The sequence below is a fragment of the Snodgrassella sp. W8158 genome (genome assembly GCF_016100435.1).
In the GTDB taxonomy this organism is placed as follows: domain Bacteria; phylum Pseudomonadota; class Gammaproteobacteria; order Burkholderiales; family Neisseriaceae; genus Snodgrassella; species Snodgrassella alvi.
Map to the genome: position 1 here is coordinate 83336 of NZ_JACFSM010000001.1, position 18568 is coordinate 101903.

8 protein-coding genes are annotated in these 18568 nt (G+C 34.9%); 3 read left to right on the forward strand and 5 right to left on the reverse strand.

Annotation, left to right across the window (positions count from 1 at the left end):
- Positions 1-105: 105 nt before the first annotated feature.
- From H3V11_RS00390 to H3V11_RS00400, 3 genes are all read right to left on the reverse strand, one after another.
- Positions 106-6330: a hypothetical protein gene (locus tag H3V11_RS00390; protein WP_198223365.1), complete on the reverse strand. Its 6225-nt coding sequence runs from the start codon at positions 6328-6330 to the stop codon at positions 106-108.
- Positions 6331-6414: 84 nt separating this feature from the next.
- A complete protein-coding gene (locus H3V11_RS00395) occupies positions 6415-7326 on the reverse strand; it encodes a hypothetical protein (protein WP_144340625.1) in 912 nt (303 codons plus the stop codon).
- 349 nt (positions 7327-7675) lie between these two features.
- Positions 7676-10342, reverse strand: a complete 2667-nt coding sequence (locus H3V11_RS00400; protein ID WP_198223366.1) for a calcium-binding protein — start codon at positions 10340-10342, stop codon at positions 7676-7678.
- Between the two features lie 470 nt (positions 10343-10812).
- Here H3V11_RS00400 and H3V11_RS00405 point away from each other — a divergent pair, with 470 nt between their 5' ends.
- Genes H3V11_RS00405 through H3V11_RS00415 form a run of 3 tightly spaced genes read left to right on the forward strand, consistent with a single transcriptional unit; the run spans position 10813 to position 15759 of the window.
- Positions 10813-12978 (forward strand): type I secretion system permease/ATPase, encoded by a 2166-nt coding sequence (locus H3V11_RS00405; protein ID WP_078474730.1) that lies wholly within the window; start codon positions 10813-10815, stop codon positions 12976-12978.
- A gap of 34 nt (positions 12979-13012) precedes the next feature.
- Positions 13013-14440: an HlyD family type I secretion periplasmic adaptor subunit gene (locus tag H3V11_RS00410; protein WP_078474734.1), complete on the forward strand. Its 1428-nt coding sequence runs from the start codon at positions 13013-13015 to the stop codon at positions 14438-14440.
- Positions 14440-15759, forward strand: a complete 1320-nt coding sequence (locus H3V11_RS00415) for a TolC family protein (RefSeq protein WP_078474731.1) — start codon at positions 14440-14442, stop codon at positions 15757-15759. Before H3V11_RS00410 ends, H3V11_RS00415 begins: the two co-directional genes overlap by 1 nt.
- Positions 15760-16361: 602 nt before the next feature.
- Here H3V11_RS00415 and lptG read toward each other — a convergent pair.
- On the reverse strand, positions 16362-17450 hold the full coding sequence (gene lptG / locus H3V11_RS00420; protein WP_174830345.1) for an LPS export ABC transporter permease LptG: 1089 nt from the start codon (positions 17448-17450) through the stop codon (positions 16362-16364).
- Complete coding sequence (lptF, locus tag H3V11_RS00425) at positions 17450-18559, reverse strand: LPS export ABC transporter permease LptF (RefSeq protein WP_084547227.1); 1110 nt, start codon at positions 18557-18559, stop codon at positions 17450-17452. Before lptF ends, lptG begins: the two co-directional genes overlap by 1 nt.
- Positions 18560-18568 lie beyond the last annotated feature (9 nt).

The following is an 18568-nucleotide window of genomic DNA, read 5'->3' on the forward strand; positions in this document are numbered from 1 at the left end:
TTTTAAATTTTCCACAGATAATTTCATGCACAATAAAAAATACCCGTAATCAGCAATTACGGGTATTTTATTACCTAGGCTTAATTAATAAATAAACCAATTTATTCAATAAGCAGGGACACTTGTTAAATGCATAGATTGCTGTATCGGCTCCACCGAATTTAATCTATCATCAATAGCGGGAGTAAATCCTGCCATGGCTGAAAGTAAATTCTGAATCTGTGCTGAAGGATCATTACTATGATTAGAAACAAATTTACCTTTAAGTGGTGAGTTATCTGCCAAATCACTGGAAGCAATTTTCCGTAGATTAGCAATATTATTTCCATTTTTAGCTTTAGTTACGCCAAAAGAAGGATTTTTCTTCATATCTTCATAGGTAACGCTTTTATCTTCAAACACAAAATTAAAAGCCCTGCTATTTTTATTTTTAGTATTAAAATAATCAGGCAAGGTCACTGAATCTGCTGATCCATAAGCATAAATAACTAAATCTTTACCATTAGCAGAACGGATAAATTCAGCATCTGTCAGATTAGCCCCCTTAAATACCAAATCATTACGCTGATACTGATATTTTTTACCCATATTTCCTAAATCATTCACCATATCCTGACCATGTCCGGCTTCAAATTCATAACAGTCTTTATCAAAATCACCGCCTTTTAAAATATCGTTGCCAGCACCTCCAATCAGAACATCATTTCCTGAACCTCCATTCAGAATATCATTACCTGCTCCTCCTTTTAGAATATCTTTTCCATTCCATCCGTAAATAGTATTATTCTTGTCGTCTGTACATTGAATTATAGGATAAGAATAAAGATTGTATTCGTTAATAGTTTTATCATCAAATATAAAATTAAATTCTCTACTATATTGATTATTGACATCAAAATAATCAGGTAAAGTTACTGAATCTTCTGAACCGTAAGCCTGAATAATCAAATTATTTTCAGATCGACTAAATACAGCTTCTGCTGATTGCGCACCTTTAAATACTAAATCATTAAAATCAAATTTCCCATAGCCTCCACCTAAATCATTAACTATATCATGTCCGTGACCAGCTTCGAATTCATAGCGATCTTTATTTCTATCTCCTCCACTTAATATATCATTACCAGCTCCGCCAATAAGAATATCAGTGAAGCGTCCCCCATTAAGAATATCGTCACCGTCTCCCCCATTCAGAATACTTCTACCTGTCCCTCCATACAATATATCGTTACCATCCCCTCCATACAGTGTATCGTTACCATCCTCTCCATACAGTATATCGTTACCATCCCCTCCATATAGTATATCGTTACCATCTCCCCCATTCAGTATATCGTTATTTTCTTCGCCGTATAAAATATCATCACCCTCTCCTCCCCATAAAGTATCATTACCCTCTCCCCCTTTTAAAATATCTTTTCCATCCCATCCAAAAATAGTATTGTCTTTTTCATTTCCACTTTGATTGAAAGTATATCGTTCTTTAATATCTTTACCTATAATAGTTTCATCTTCAAAGATAAAATTAAATGATCTATATTCATTATAGCTACTAGAGTCTCCCTTAAAATAGCCCCACAAAGTAACCGAATCATCACCTCCATATGCCCGGATAACTAAATGATCTCCGGAACGGGTAAATTCCGCTTCTGTCAGCTTTGCTCCTTTGAATACTAAATCATTATTATCTTTATAATAGTTTATTTTGCCGTAACTTCCCATATCATCAATAAAATCATTCCCGTGCCCCGCTTCAAACTCATAACGATCTTTATGACCATCTCCCCCGAATAAACGATCGTTTCCTGTACCTCCAATCAAAATATCGTATCCCAGTCCGCCGCTTATGGAATCATTACCTTTTCCCCCGTTAAGAATATCATTTCCATCTGATCCGTATAGTCTATCGTCCTCATCACTTCCGATAAAAGTAAAGATATAATTATCAATAATATATTCATATGTTATAGTTATATCTTCAAATATATAATTAAAAGAGTGGTAGTAGTAACTATCGGTACCGAAATAGTTTAAGATCGTCACAGAGTCTTCTGTTCCATATGCTTTTATGATCAGATTGCCTTCTGAACAGATAAATTCAGCATCCGCGAAATTAGCACCTTTAAATACTACATCATTACGATGCTCTATATATTCTTTAGAGCTTTCCCCTCTATCATCAATTACATCGTAACCATGTCCAGCTTCAAATTCATAACGATCCTTATGCCAATCACCGCCTTTTAAAATATCATTTCCGGTGCCGCCATTCAGAATATCATAACCATAACCTCCCCATAAAATATCGTCACCAGCTCCTCCATTCAGAATATCATTGCCATTTTCACCTTTGAGAGTGTCATTACCAGCCCCTCCGTTTAAAATATCAATTCCTAGCCAGCCCGAAATAACATTATCTTTTTCATCACCATTTTGAGTGAAAGGAAAATTTCTTTCAATATCTTCATAGGTAACACTTTTATCTTCAAACACAAAATTAAAAGCTCTGTTATATTCATTTATAAAATTAAAAATAGTATTAAAATAATCGGGCAAGGTTACTGAATCATCTGATCCATATGCATAAATAACCAAATCTTCACCAGAACGGATAAATTTAGCATCTGCAAGATTAGCTCCCTTAAATATCAGATCATTACGCTCATCCTGACGTTGTTTATCCATATATCCTAAATCATTAACTATGTCCTTACCATGTCCGGCTTCAAATTCATAACGGTCCTTATGACAATCACCGCCGTTTAAAACATCATTTCCGGTACCGCCATTCAGAACATCATAATCAAAACCTCCCCATAAAATATCGTCACCATCTCCTCCATTCAAAATATCTTTTCCAGCTCCGCCAACTAAAATATCATTACCATCATTACCATTAAGAATGTTGTTGCCTTTTTTTCCATTCAGAACATCATTTCCTTTTCCTCCATTCAGAACACCATCTTTATCACTTCCTAACAAAGGATATTCATAAAGATCTTCATATGTAATACTTTGATCATCAAATATGAAGTTGAATTCTCTGCTTGCATAATAATCAGCATTAAAAAAATTTGGCAGAGTTACCGAATCTTCAGCCCCATATGCCTGAATAACTAAGTCATATTTATTAACACAAATAAATCTTGTTTCTGAGAATTTAGCACCTTTAAATACTAGATCATTGCGTTGATTTTTAGGGTTAATAATTCGATTACCTTCATCATAAACTATATCTGCTCCATGTCCGGCTTCAAATTCATAACGATCTTTATGACCATTTCCCCCATATAATTTATCGTTTCCTGCCCCCCCTATCAAAATATCATAGCCATCTTCTCCATATAATTCGTCGTTTCCTGCCCCTCCCTTGATGAGATCTTTACCGTGCCAACCATCGATTCTGTTATCTTTATCATCACCATTCTGTGTAATAATATACCTACTTTCTAAATCTTTCGCAGAAACACTTTCATCTTCAAATACAAATTTAAAAAAATCCCATATATTCCAATATGAAAAGTAATCAGATAATATTACCGAGTCATTCGCTCCATAAGCTTTTATAATTAAATTTTTTTTATCCCGCAAAAATAGCACATCTGAAGATTTTGCTCCTTCAAAATGTAATTCATTTTCATCAGCTCTTACATAACCTCTATCTTCTATTACATCTTGACCATGACCTATCCGAAATATATACCGATCTTTCTGATTCTTCTGTCCGACAAAAACATCATTTCCAGTCGTACTGAAATAAATATTATCTAATTCTCCGTATAATTTAGAAACCATTTCATTATTGGCTTCTTTAGTGAATTTTCTGATATTATTCAGCCTTCTTTCTTTTGCCTCACTATTATATTTACCAAGATTCTTATCAATTTGCATCAATTCTCTAGCTTCGACCAGCTGATTATTTTCAACTAATTTTACAAGCTCTTGATTTAGCTTAGAGTAATCATATCCAATATTTTGCTGTTCAGCATTCCACTGCGCCAGAATAATCGGGGAAAATAGCTCTTTATATACTCCTTCAGCCAATAAACTGGCAGAAACATATTCTGCAAATTTATTAAACTCCTTAATAAGTATAGGTGCTGCTTTTGAATGAGGATCTGAATCAATTTCTCCCCAGCACCAAGTACCTAAAAAATCTGAGCCGGTTAGATTTTCTAAAGTTACCAACTTCCGTGCGTCATCAATATATTTTCCTCGACTTACGGGATCAATCTGTTCAGAACCAGTCCATCTATAAATCAAATTGTTCAGTAATGATTCACGTGTTTTAGTATCAGCTGTCAGATAAGCTTTAACCATTTCCTTTAGAACAGCATCTTTCTGCATAGCAGTATGCAGATCTGATACATTACCAAAGCCTTGTATATAAGGTAATTTCGCTATATCTTTATCAATTGCCAAGTTATCAGTATTAAAAGTATCTCCTTTATCTACCTTAAACCATACATCTGTTGCATCTGTCTGATGCCCGTCTGCCCAGGTAACTTGAGATGTTTCTCTGTGCTCATGACCATTCTCATCTTTTTTATCACCTTTCAGATATTTAAGTCCTATCTCTGTAATCTGAGTATTACTCAGCGACAATAATTCTCCCTCATCAACTAAACCATTCTGATTTTTATCTTGCCATAATTGTAATCTCGACCACACTGAATCAGCAGTATCAATTACACCATCTCGATTCTCATCAAATTCAGCCAGGGCTTCGAATCCATTTTGTGCTTTTTTACCAGAAGATAATAAAGTATTACTGCCAAATAACTCTTTTCCGTCATCAATCAATCCGTTTTGATTACGGTCTAAAACCAGTAGTGCATCATTACTATCAACCCAGCCAGTATTCTCTGCAAAACTATTTCCATCATGATCAAAATATGTATGCTTACCTTGTGCAGTAGTTTTTACACCATCTCCATTCATATCAATGATAATAGGTGATCTGATATCCTCCGCATCCTTGAAATCCGGCCGAGTATCATCTTCTTCTCTCAGCCGGATATTTAAATCTCCATTTCTGAAATTTTTTATGATCAATCCATCATTAATAATTAAATCCCCGCCTTCCCAAAAATACTTAATTCCGCCACCATAGTAAGTATTTTCAGGATCATTTTCAGCATGAACACCACCGGTTAATTTATTACCTTTATAGCTGCTGATTGGTGCAAGACATTTATTTCTGCCATCTCTTAAATATACTTCTCCAGAACCATCTGAGTCTTCAATAACATCCATGGTATCAACAATATAAGTATCATATCCGTTTTTTCCATTAAGTAGATCTTTTTCATATGAGTAGGAACTGGCGCCCATTAACAAATCATCACCATCGCTACCTATTAAATCATCTTCACCACCACCACCAATTAATACAGATCCAGGGCCATTAAACACCATTCCCATATCATCTATAGATTCGGCCTCTAAAATACCATTGTGAAATTTACTATCTGCATCATAAATAACTTTTCTTCCCAAGGAATCTTTAAAATTAATAGATGGAGAGTTTCTAATCAAATTATCTATCTCAAATAAACCATTTGTATATGCCTTTGATTTTGCAATCAGACCGTCTTTCGATTTAAGCTCTTTTTTTTGTAAACGCAATTGAGCAAAATCTGCCTCTGTTACAGTAATAGCAGAAATATTACCTGAAAATACAATAGGAACTTGTCTACCTATTCCATACGGATCAATTTTATTTTTGTATAAAGAGTTAAATATATCTGCTTTTAATCCTTTGCCTTCAAAATCAAAATTATCTGCATTTGGGATTATTTTTAATCCTCGTATTTCCTTTGAACCATCCTCTTTTACAATGAATTCTATTGAATCAAAATCTATAGTGAAGCTTGTTGAGCCAAAAATAAAGGCACGTGTGATAAAATCACTTGCACTAAAACCAGTATCATATTGACTTATGTGTCTTTTAAAAACTTTATCTTTAAAATATTGATGTTTTTCCCGCCAGTCGGGATCACTTTCATCAATTTTATAATCTTTATCATTTTTGTATATTAACTTACACATATTCAGGAAATTATAGTTTCCGGCTAATATATTACTTTTATAATCAAAAAATTTTTCAAACATACCAAAATCCGCCGCTGAAACAAAACGTCCTCCCCCATGACACATAAATTCATTTGCGTCTATAATTAATGCTTCACCTACGGCATTAGTCTCTCTTATCCATTTATCATCAATTAATTCTGTGCGTGATGGTGCTTTTTCCTGATTCCAAATATATCTAGCCAGAATTTCATCAACACTAACTAAATCTTTCCCATTTTCTAATTCATAAGCCATATATTTATACTTTCATACATAATTTTAGATTAATAAAACTTATTATTAATAAGCTTTACAAAATATATCACATTTGTCATATAATTACATTTTATTTATTTTATAGAAATATGGTTTATATAAAATATCGCCACAATTATTTAAATAAAATACTTCATACGGATAATTTATCGGATAATAGTTTGTTTTGGTTTTTGGTAAAAAACCATCTATACCAAAATAATAATTACCTACTCCCAATGAATTTATATCTTCATCTGGAGGAATTCTTGATTCTTCTACAAAAGTATCAAAAATCGATTCTTTATATGCTAAGACATAATTTTTTCTTTTCTTCATTAATTGCCATTCAGATTTATTATATACTGTACAACAATCACTCCCATATAATTTAATAGAATCTTCACTTGTTTTTCGGTGTATTAAAATAAATTTTTCTAATCCAAAATTATAATTAATATAATTTTTATCTGAGTCATATATAAAAGTCTGTACTTTTGGTAATTTAATAAGTTCATTAATATTATCCAAATAATTATTTTGAACACCTATATAATTATTAAGCTTCTGATTTGTTAGATCAACTGGTACTTGCCATACTCTGCAATTATCCGAGCTGGTACATTGACCATAAGTAGGTAAAAATTTACCATCCATATTTTTTGTCCGATTTTCCCAATATAATTTATTTTCATATATGATTTTTCCTATCAGACTTTTCATTGCTTTATGCCAAAGCTCTTTTTTGGTGTAATATTTCCTGTCTCGCCAGCAGTATCCTTCTCTATTCTTTTCCTCAAACTCGTTTTGTGAAATGTAAAAAGGTTTAGAATTCTTTTTTAATAATTCATACCAAAAGTGATAAGGGGGTCTTTCATAATATAGTTTTTTTATTTTAAATCCTCCTGCAATAATTAATATCATGGATAAAACTATTACTATATATTTTGTTTTTTTTTGATTATTTTTTGCAATAATCAGTACTTTATCTATCATATTTACTAGACAATATAGTAATGGTAAAATGATTATGAGCGTACCTATCTGATCCAATATCAATATAAGTTTAAACATTGCTAATATATCCCTTTAGAAAAATTTTTTCAAATAATCAAATAATAAACCATTTAATAAAATATTTAAAATTAATATTTACCCGAGTATAATTGTTATATTTGCTGTATATGAAATAATTTTAATAAAATCTTGGATTTATATTTTTCAAAATTTTTATAATTAATATAGGTCTTTATTTTATATAAATATCTTTGTCAAATATATTATAAACCTGTGATTAATATTAATCACAGGTTATTTTACACAGACTTTAATAATTAAATTTCAATTATTTATCAAAACTGGTTGCAATATTACCCAGTAATCTGTTTTGTTCTAATAATTCACACAATTGCACATCATCTATTGCATTTGTATTTAATCCTGCCATTGCATTAACAAGCTGTTGAACTTGTTGTGTGACCTGAGGATGACCGGTTATGTCGTTATGATTTACATTATTTTCAGTATAAAAATAGTAATCACCATCTTTATTTCCATTTCGTTCAAAACTAGCAAAAATTTCTGATAATGTAATTAATTGATTTTTAAAAACAAACTTCTCGACTCCAGCCCAATTTCCAGCACCTTTAGAAAGACACTCTCTTATTTCAATGGAATCACCCTGATTATAACCTAGAAGAAATAATGAATTTCCTTTTTTTCTAAATATAACTTCATTCATATTCACATCTGTAAATATTATAGTATCTTCTTTACTATTATTATGTTGTAATAATACATTTCCATCCCAGATAAAATCATTTCCATGTCCTTTTGAAAAAATATATATGTCATCACCACCTCCGCCGGAAAGATAATCATCACCAGCTCCGCCCACAAATATATTTTTCCCATCATCTGCTCTTAAATCATCATTACCTGTCCCTCCTATTAATGTATTATCTCCTCCATAAGCTTGTAAAATGTCATTTCCGTTACCACCAACTAAAACATCATTATATTTTCCGCCACTAAGGATATCATCCCCATCCTCTCCAAATAAAATTGCTCTACCTGTATTAAGCCAAATTTCATCTTTGCCAGCAGTACCGTGTATTACCATTCCTTCTTTCTGAAACTGCTCCAGCGTAATTGTCTTATCTTTGAATACAAAATTTTCTATCGCATGCCCTCCATGCGGATAAAAGAAATCTCGTATTTCAACTGAATCTCCTTCGTTATAACCATAAATAAATAGTGTATTGTCTTTTTTCCTGAATTTTACTTCTTCAAAATTGACATCTAAAAACTGAATCGTATCTGCTTCACCTGCCTCGTCACTTATCAGATCTTTACCATGTCCTTTAGCAAAAACATAAGTGTCGTTACCCTCTCCGCCATATAGCCAATCATTTCCAGCACCTCCTATCAGAGTATCATCTCCTTTATATCCATAAAGGGTATCATTACCATCCCCACCATCAAGTATGTCATTCGCAATATCCAATGTACTGCCTTGGAGCAAATCATCGCCATCTCCGCCATGCAGTATTCCTCTGCCTTTTGATATATTGATAGTGTCATTTCCTGATGTTCCGTACAGTTCCATTCCTTCCTTCTGAAGCTGTTCTAACGTAACAGTTTTATCTTTAAAGATAAAATTCTCTATTGAATGATTTCCCCAGCCAATAAAGAAATCTTTTATTTCAACTGAATCTCCTTCGTTATAACCATAAATAAACAGTGTGTTGTCTTTTTTCCTGAATTTCACTTCTTCAAAATTGACATCTAAAAACTGAATCGTATCTGCTTCACCTGCCTCGTCACTTATAATATCTTTATCATGTCCTTTAGCAAAAACATAAGTGTCGTTACCCTCTCCTCCATATAAATTATCATTTCCTCCACCTCCTATTAGGATGTCATCTCCTTTATATCCCCATAATGTATCATCTCCTGCACCACCATCCAGTATGTCATTTGCAATATCATATTGACTGGCTTTAAGAGTATCATTACCATCTCCGCCATGCAGTATTCCTCTGCCTTTTGATATATTGATAGTGTCATTTCCTGATGTTCCGTACAGTTCCATTCCTTCCTTCTGAAGTTGCTCTAATGTAACTGTTCTATCTTTAAATACAAAATTCTCTATTGAATGATTTCCCCAGCCAATAAAGAAATCTTTTATTTCAACTGAATCTCCTTCGTTATAACCATAAATAAACAGTGTATTGTCTTTTTTCCTGAATTTCACTTCTTCAAAATTGACATCTAAAAACTGAATCGTATCTGCTTCACCTGCCTCGTCACTTATCAGATCTTTACCATGTCCTTTAGCAAAAACATAAGTATCGTTACCCTCTCCTCCATATAAATTATCATTTCCTCCACCTCCTATCAGGATGTCATCTCCTTTATATCCCCATAATGTATCATCTCCTGCACCACCATCCAGTATGTCATTTGCAATATCATATTGACTGGCTTTAAGAGTATCATTACCATCTCCGCCATGCAGTATTCCTCTGCCTTTTGATATATTGATATTGTCATTTCCTGATGTTCCGTACAGTTCCATACCTTCTTTTTGCAACTGCTCCAGCGTAATTGTCTTATCTTTGAATACAAAATTTTCTATCGCATACTTACCATTAAAATTAAAGAAATCTCGTATTTCAACTGAATCTTCTTCGTTATAACCATAAATAAACAGTGTATTGTCTTTTTTCCTGAATTTCACTTCTTCAAAATTGACATCTAAAAACTGAATTGTATCCGCTTCACCTCCCTCGTCACTTATCAGATCTTTACCATATCCTTTAGCAAAAACGTAAGTGTCGTTACCTGCACCTCCGTATAGCTTATCATTCCCTGAACCTCCTATCAGAGTATCATCCTGACTTGTTCCTGATAAAATATCATCTTTATCACTTCCTTCAATTAGGTTCACATTATCTGAAAATATTGAGCTAGTATTCTGATATTGGTATTCTTTGATTAACGCATTCATATAGCTAATCCTTAATTAAAAAAATTAATACAAAAGTTAAATTTAATATTTGCATTCTAAAAATTAATTTCTATTTATATAAAATCCCCCCTTTACTTTATAAACAAAATAATAAATACAACTCTACATTTAACTTATTAAATAAAATTATCTGTATATCATTTTTATATTAACAAGGAATAAAATACTAGTTCGTGTTTAAAAATATTCTTATATGAACTTAGTTATCCTTTTTATATAAAATCAACAAAATCTGATTTAAAACAGACTACTAAAATCCTGAATTGATATCAATTAAATTTAACATTATTTGATGTTAAGTCAAATATATACATATTATTTATATATATTTTAAATTTTATACAATATAATTAAATATTAAATATTTGGATTTTATTGTCTTTTTTATGTGTATTTTTGTTATTATTTATGTTAATTTGTCATCTTAAATTAAGATATTTTTAATACCTATGTCATTATCACCTGAGTCTCTGCCTTCAAAATCTGATTCTTTAAAAAAATCAGATAGTTTTCAAAAACCCAATATAGCGGTTACTGCACTCGTACTTATTGCCCATTTTCATGGTTTGGCAGTTAATCCTGCCGATATTACCCATAAATATGCTGAAAAAGGGGATTTAAACAGTGAGCAATGGCTATTGGCAGCCAAAGACCTGGGATTAAAAGCCAGGCTGGTAAAGCATAATGTTGAACGTCTGCATCTTGTGGCTTTACCTGCAGTTGTTTGGCGGGATGACGGACAGCATTTTGTTCTGGCTAGAATAGATGGTGATCGCTATTTAATTCAGGATCTTGAACAGGGTAAACCGGTTATCCTTACGAAAGAAGAATTTACCCAACGCTATTCTGGACAGCTTATATTGGTTACTTCCCGTGCATCAATACTTGGTCAACTGGCCAAATTTGATTTCACATGGTTTATTCCGGCTGTTATCAAATACCGGCGTATCTTTCTGGAAGTACTGGTTGTATCCGTTTTTATTCAGCTTTTTGCACTTGTTACACCTATGTTTTTTCAGGTGGTAATGGATAAAGTTCTGGTTCACCGCAGCTTTTCAACACTTGATGTTATTACTATTGCATTGCTGGTGATCATTATTTTTGATGTCGTGCTAAGCGGATTACGTACATATATATTTGCTCATACCACATCACGTATTGATGTTGAATTAGGTGCACGATTATTCAGACATCTGTTAAGTCTGCCTCTGGCTTATTTTGAGCATCGCAGAGTGGGAGATACCGTTGCACGGGTGCGTGAACTGGAACAAATCCGGAATTTTCTAACCGGACAGGCATTAACTTCTGTTTTAGACTTATGTTTTTCTTTTATCTTCTTGCTGGTTATGTGGTTTTATAGTGGCTGGCTAACATTGGTAGTTGTTATCTCCCTGCCCTGCTATGCCATCTGGTCTGCAACTATCAGCCCGATTTTGCGTGCTCGTTTGAATGAAAAATTTGCCCGCAATGCCGATAATCAGTCTTTTCTGGTTGAATCAGTCACTGCTGTCGGTACCATTAAAGCAATGGCCGTTGAACCACAGATGACCAGACGCTGGGATCAGCAACTGGCCGCTTATGTCAATTCCGGTTTTCGCGTTGCCCGGCTGGCTACTATCGGACAACAAGGTGTACAGTTTATCCAAAAACTGGTTACAGTTGTTACATTATGGCTTGGTGCGCATTTGGTAATTAAGGGCGATCTGACTGTAGGTCAATTAATTGCATTTAATATGCTTGCAGGACAAGTAGCGGCTCCTGTTATCCGGCTGGCACAGCTATGGCAGGATTTCCAGCAGGTGGGAATATCGGTATCACGGTTAGGAGATATTCTGAATACTCCGACGGAAAATCCAACTTCGCGCATGGCTCTTCCCAATATTAAAGGACAAATTGAATTTGAAAAAATTTCTTTTCGCTACCGGCCTGATGGTGCAGAAATATTACGGGATCTGAGTTTAAATATCCGGCCCGGAGAAATTCTGGGAATTGTCGGGCGTTCTGGTTCAGGTAAATCCACTCTAACCAAGCTGGTACAGCGTTTATATACACCGGAGCGGGGGCGGGTTTTAGTTGATGGTAATGATCTGGCGTTGGCTGACCCGGCATGGTTACGGCGTCAGGTAGGTGTGGTGCTTCAAGAAAACGTTCTACTCAATCAGAGTATCCGTGCCAATATTGCTCTTGCTGATCCGGGCATGCCGCTGGAAAGAGTAATGTATGCTGCTAAAATGGCCGGCGCACATGAATTTATCATGGAGTTGCCGGAAGGATATGACACTATAGTTGGAGAACAGGGCGCTGGTCTTTCAGGAGGTCAAAGACAACGAGTAGCAATTGCCCGGGCTCTGGTAGGCAATCCGCGTATTTTGATTCTTGATGAAGCAACCAGTGCTCTGGATTATGAATCCGAACGAGCTATTATGAAAAATATGCAGGCTATCTGCAAAGGACGTACTGTATTGATTATTGCACATCGTCTGTCTACAGTCCGTATGGCCAATCGTATTATAGCCATGGATAAAGGCTGCATAGTAGAAGAAGGTACTCATCAGGAGTTACTGGAAAAACCAAATGGTTACTATCGCTATTTATATCAACTGCAAAACAGCTGACATTAAATTTAAAATAAGAAAATAAGATATGGGCATTCGCTTTCAAGCTTTTAAAGATTTTTTACAACGATATAGCACAGTCTGGAAAAATGTCTGGGCGGTACGCTTTCAATTGGATCCGCCTAAACGAGATGAAGACGAACGTGCTTTTTTACCGGCACATCTGGAATTAACTGAAACACCTATTTCTGCCGCACCTAAATGGACAGCAAGACTGATTATTCTGTTTGCCGTGCTGGCACTATTATGGGCATTAATTGGCAAACTGGATATTGTTGCTGTAGCAATGGGTAAAACCACCCCGGGCGGACGCAGTAAAGTTATCCAGCCGCTTGAAACATCTGTTGTCGATAAAGTTGCAGTCAAAAATGGTGATCATGTAAAAAGCGGACAAGTATTAGTTCAGCTAAGTGGTATTGGTTCTGACAGTGATTATGCTCAGTCAGAAAAATCCCTGCAGGCCGCACGTTTAAATAAATTACGTCTGGAAGCGGTGATTCGTGCTGTTGATACACATCAACCTCCTGTACTGGATCACGAACTAGCAACAAAATGGCAGTTGACTCCTGATCAGATTATGGAAGCACAATCATTAGCAATAAATCAGTTCCAAACATGGTTTACTCAGGATGCCCAATTGCAGACTGTATTGCGTGAACATCAGGCACAGTTACAGGGAACCCAGTCACAGGTAAGTAAACTTGAACAAACTACAGCCATTGAGCAACGTCGTACAGCTGATTATAAGGACTTATTGGCACAAAATTTTGTATCCAAACATGCTTATTACGAGCAGGAAAGCAAGTTTATTCAAAATAAAAATGACTTAGCCAGCCAGCGTAGTCAGCTTCGTCAAATTCAGGAAAGCATACGCGAAGCAGAGCAAAACAGACAGTTACAGACTAATACCCTTAGACGCGATACACTCGATCAATTGCGTCAGGCCAATGAACAAATTCAACAACTAACAGAAGCAACTGATAAAGCGTTACAGCGTAAACAATTAATGACATTGAAATCACCTGTCGACGGTACGGTGCAGCAACTGGCCACACATACTATAGGCGGTGTCGTTACAGCTGCTCAGCAAATTATGGTTATTGTGCCGGATCAGGATCAGATGGAAATCGAAGCACTTGTTCCAAATAAAGATATCGGTTTTGTTAAAGCAGGACAAAGTGCCATTATTAAAATTGAGTCATTTCCCTATACTCGCTACGGATACCTGACCGGTAAAGTAAAAAATGTAAGTTTTGATGCAATTGAAGATGAAAAGCTGGGGCTGGTTTTTGCTGCTACTATTGTTCTGGACAGAAATTATCTGATGATAGATGGTAAAAAAGTAAATTTAACAGCCGGTATGAATGTAACTGCAGAAATTAAAACCGGGAAGCGTCGCGTTATCACCTATTTGTTAAGCCCGCTGCAAACTAAAGTTGATGAAAGTATGCGAGAACGCTGATGCAAAAATATACTTTTACTATTTGGAAAGTTTTCTGTATTTGTATTGGATACAGTGTTATTACTGCTCCTGTACAGGCATTCGATTTATTTGATGCCTGGCAGGCTGCAATAAACTATTCTGCAGATTTTTCAGCAGCTCAAAGTGAACGCGATGCTCAAAAAGAACAACTGGCACAGACACGTGCTGCTCTGCTCCCTCAGGTAAATGGCAATTATATCTATCAGAAGCAGCCCCCCTCTCTATCCAGTACAACCCAGACTCATGGCTGGAATGTTCAGGCAAGTCAGGCTCTGTTTGATAAAACTAAATGGGCACAATACCAGCAAGGTAAAATTACCGCCAATATGGCTGACTGGCAATTGGAGAACGTAAAAGAAGATTTGCTATTTAATGTTGCTAAGGCTTATTTTCAGGTCTTACTCATTGAAGATAAACTAGTTTCAATTGAAAAAGAAAAAGAAGCCTATGCAATGCAAATCAGACAGTCCAAAGCTCTATTCAATAAAGGTGCAGCCACCATTTTGGATACAAACGAAGCTCAGGCTGGGTATGAAGCAGCGCGTGCAAAAAAAGTTAGTGCAATGACCGATCTGCTGGTAGCTCAAAATAATCTGGCTAATATCACAGGCCTTGATCCGAAGAAAATTAAACGTTTAAGACATACAGATTTTGGCGACTTACTGGGCAAAACAAGCAAAGCAGATTGGATAAATACAGCACAAACAAATAATCCAGAATGGCAGCAGCAAAAGCTAGCTTTAGAAAATGCTAAACAAGCTTATATCGCAGCTAAAGCAGAAAACTGGCCGAAGTTAACGATTAATGGCGGTTATCAGGACAATCATCAGATTCAGCAATTTTATGGTTTGGATCATGGTACTCGCAGTAAAGGCGGGATTGTTACAGTCCAGCTTTCAATGCCTTTATTTACTGGTGGATTAATCCACAGTAAAATTAAAGAAGCAGCAGCAAAAGAGCAACAAAATAAATTTTTATTAATTGCAACTGAACGTAAAATTGAACTTAATGTTAATCAGGCTTATCAGACTACATTAGGCAATCTTTATCAGATTCAGGCACAGCAACAATTATTAAAAGCGAATTCTGTAAAACTAGAAGCTACCCAATTAGGTCGAAAAGTAGGTATACGCAGTAATCTGGATGAATTACAGGCTTTACAGGCTAAGGCTGATGCTGAGCAAAAATTAGCCGAAGCACAATATGGTTATATAACAACGTATATTCAGCTTCTACAAAGCGCAGGGATTTTGACTCAACCCACAGAACAAAAAAAATTACATAAATTGCTGTATTAAGCAATTCTATAATTAATCTTATTAAGTACCTTAGATTAAGTAGCTATCAATTTCTCTGATATTTAATTGATAGCTACTAAAGAGAAATTTGTTACTTTATTTGAATTTTCATTTTTATGTTAAATCAATTTTTATTTAAATAAAAATATTATTTAATTTCTAGCGTTTCCTAAAAATTAATGTATTGAATTAAAATCGCAATCATTTAAATTATCTGTTAACTGTTGAGTCAATTCTTTACAGACGATAATTTTTTATTTTCGATTATAAATAAAGCAAAAATCTCAAATTCACTAAAGCTATTTTCAGGTATGGTAACTTTTTACAAAATGGTAAATATAAATATAATTTCCTCATTTGCTTAGAATTTTCATATGTGAAATAAACTCACTATAACCAAATTTTTTACCGGCAATTATTTGCTAAAATTCTACTGAATAATATTTAGAAACTAATTCATTAATATTTTTCTTAACAATTAATAAATTGTTTAATGAGATTTACCATAAAAACAATATCCATTTAATTTTCTTATTGAAATTAGTAACTATCACTTAACATTTTACGGTTCAGGCGTATAAAGTTTAAATACAAAATGGATATTAACGTTTTTCCTGTCTTCGAATCAGATAAACAGCCAGACACAGAAAAAGAATTGTAGGCAAAAATGCAGCAATTATAGTCGGCACTCCATATAACTGACTGGTAAATCCAAACAGTCTTCCGGAAAAATGAAATAATAGTCCTAAACATATTCCATAGAATAGTTTCAAACCCATATTCCCATGCCGGTTTTGTTGGGGCGTAAATGCCAGCGCTACCAAAGCCATAACCATACACGCCAATGGATAGGCAATCTTTCTCCACCAGGCAAGTTCGTAGCGTGTTGTCTGTTGATGATTATGCTTCAGATGCTTGATATAAGTTGAAAGTGCTATAGCTGACATTTGTTCTGGTGCTACCAGCAATATATTGAGAAGCTGGTGATTAACAGACATTTTCCAATCCAGATTTTCAATATGATTTACAGATATCTGATTTTTCCCCAATAGTGACTGATCTACCTGATTCAAATGCCATTTAGATTTTTTACCTTCAGTAGAATGAACATCCACTTTAGCACTGAAAGCATGTAAAGTTTCAGTCAGTTGAAAATTTTCATCATGACGATAAATATTGATATCTGTTAAACTGCCATCTGGAAGCATTTCAGCTACATTTACAATATCTTTTCCTTGTTTTAACCATATACCACTATCTCCAGCACTAATGCTGTTCTGACGTGCATGTAATTGATACTGTTCTGCATAAGGACCTATTCTAGGTACGATATATTCACCAAGCAGCGCAGCAATGACTGCAAAGAATAGTCCAAATTGCAGCATCATACTAATAATGTTAGACAAACTGATTCCGGATGTTCTGATTACAGTAAATTCACTATTGCTGGCCATTTGACTAAGGCAAACCAGACCACCAACTAGTACAGCCAGAGGCATAAGCTCATAAGCATGTGTCGGAATCAGCATAAGAACATAATACAGCATTTTATCGGCAGTATAACGTCCGTCACCAACATGGCTGATTTCACCCATAATATCGAAAAAACTGTATAAGCTTACCAGTGCCAATAATGCATATAAAGTATAAACAGTCATTTGGCTGATGACAAAACGATTAAGCAAACGCATCAGGACCGTCCTCCCAGTAATGATGTAAACGCTGTTTTAAAAGAAGCTGATGGGAAGTCACGCCAGCGTAATAAGAATAGAAACAGCATAAACATCATTAGATGCATTGGAAATATGCCTAGCCAGAAAGGTATACGACCATTTTCTACCAGATCTCGCAGAAAGGTCAGGCCATTTTGATAAATTAAAAATACTGCAATTGCAATCAGAATATTGTATGTATGTCCGGTACGGGGATTAAAATAGGATAATGGTAAAGCCATTAAAGCAAGTACAATAACACTAATCGGTAATGATAAGCGCCACATTAGTTCTGCTTTGTAAATGGGTTTGTTACTAGCAAATAATGCAGAAGTAGGAATTGTATGCCGGTTCTGTTTTGGATCTATAACGGTTGTATTAACACTGATAATCATTGTCATTTTATCAAAAGAAGCTCTTTGATAATCAGCCTGTCCGGGCTTTCCATAGTAGCGAAAACCGTCTTCAAGAGTAAGAATACGTTTCTCTCCATCCTGTTTAAATTCGCCTTTTTTCGCAAAAATCGAACTTTCCTTGCCATTTTTTTCTTTTTCACGAACAAAAAGATTACTGGCACGACCGCTATCAGGGTCAAATGTTTCAATGAAATAAACTCGCGGATGGCTTTTGCCAATTTCTTTGAATACCCCGGGTTCCAGTAATGACATTTCCTGTTTTTGTTTTAGTATCTCCGCAAATTCACGGCTGCGCCACTCTGCCCAAGGCTGAATGAGCATGGAAACTATTGCCACCAAAACTGCAAACGGAATAGCGAATTTCATTAAAGGAATAATCCAGTTTCTTAATGATAAGCCACTGGATAGCCATATCACCATTTCGCTATCACGCCAATAACGTGTAAGTACCGTGATGATACTGATATAAGCTGTCAGAATAAGCAGTACAGGTGTCAGGCCAATTGTCCAGAATCCAATTAACGCAGACACTGCATCAATGGCTACACGGCCACTGGCGGCACGACCCAGCAGATTAATTGCCTGTGTAGCTACCAGTACTACCAATAAGATCACGAATATGCCTACGGCAGTCCATGATAATTCTTTAATAAATTGGCGTTGATAAATCATAAGATAATT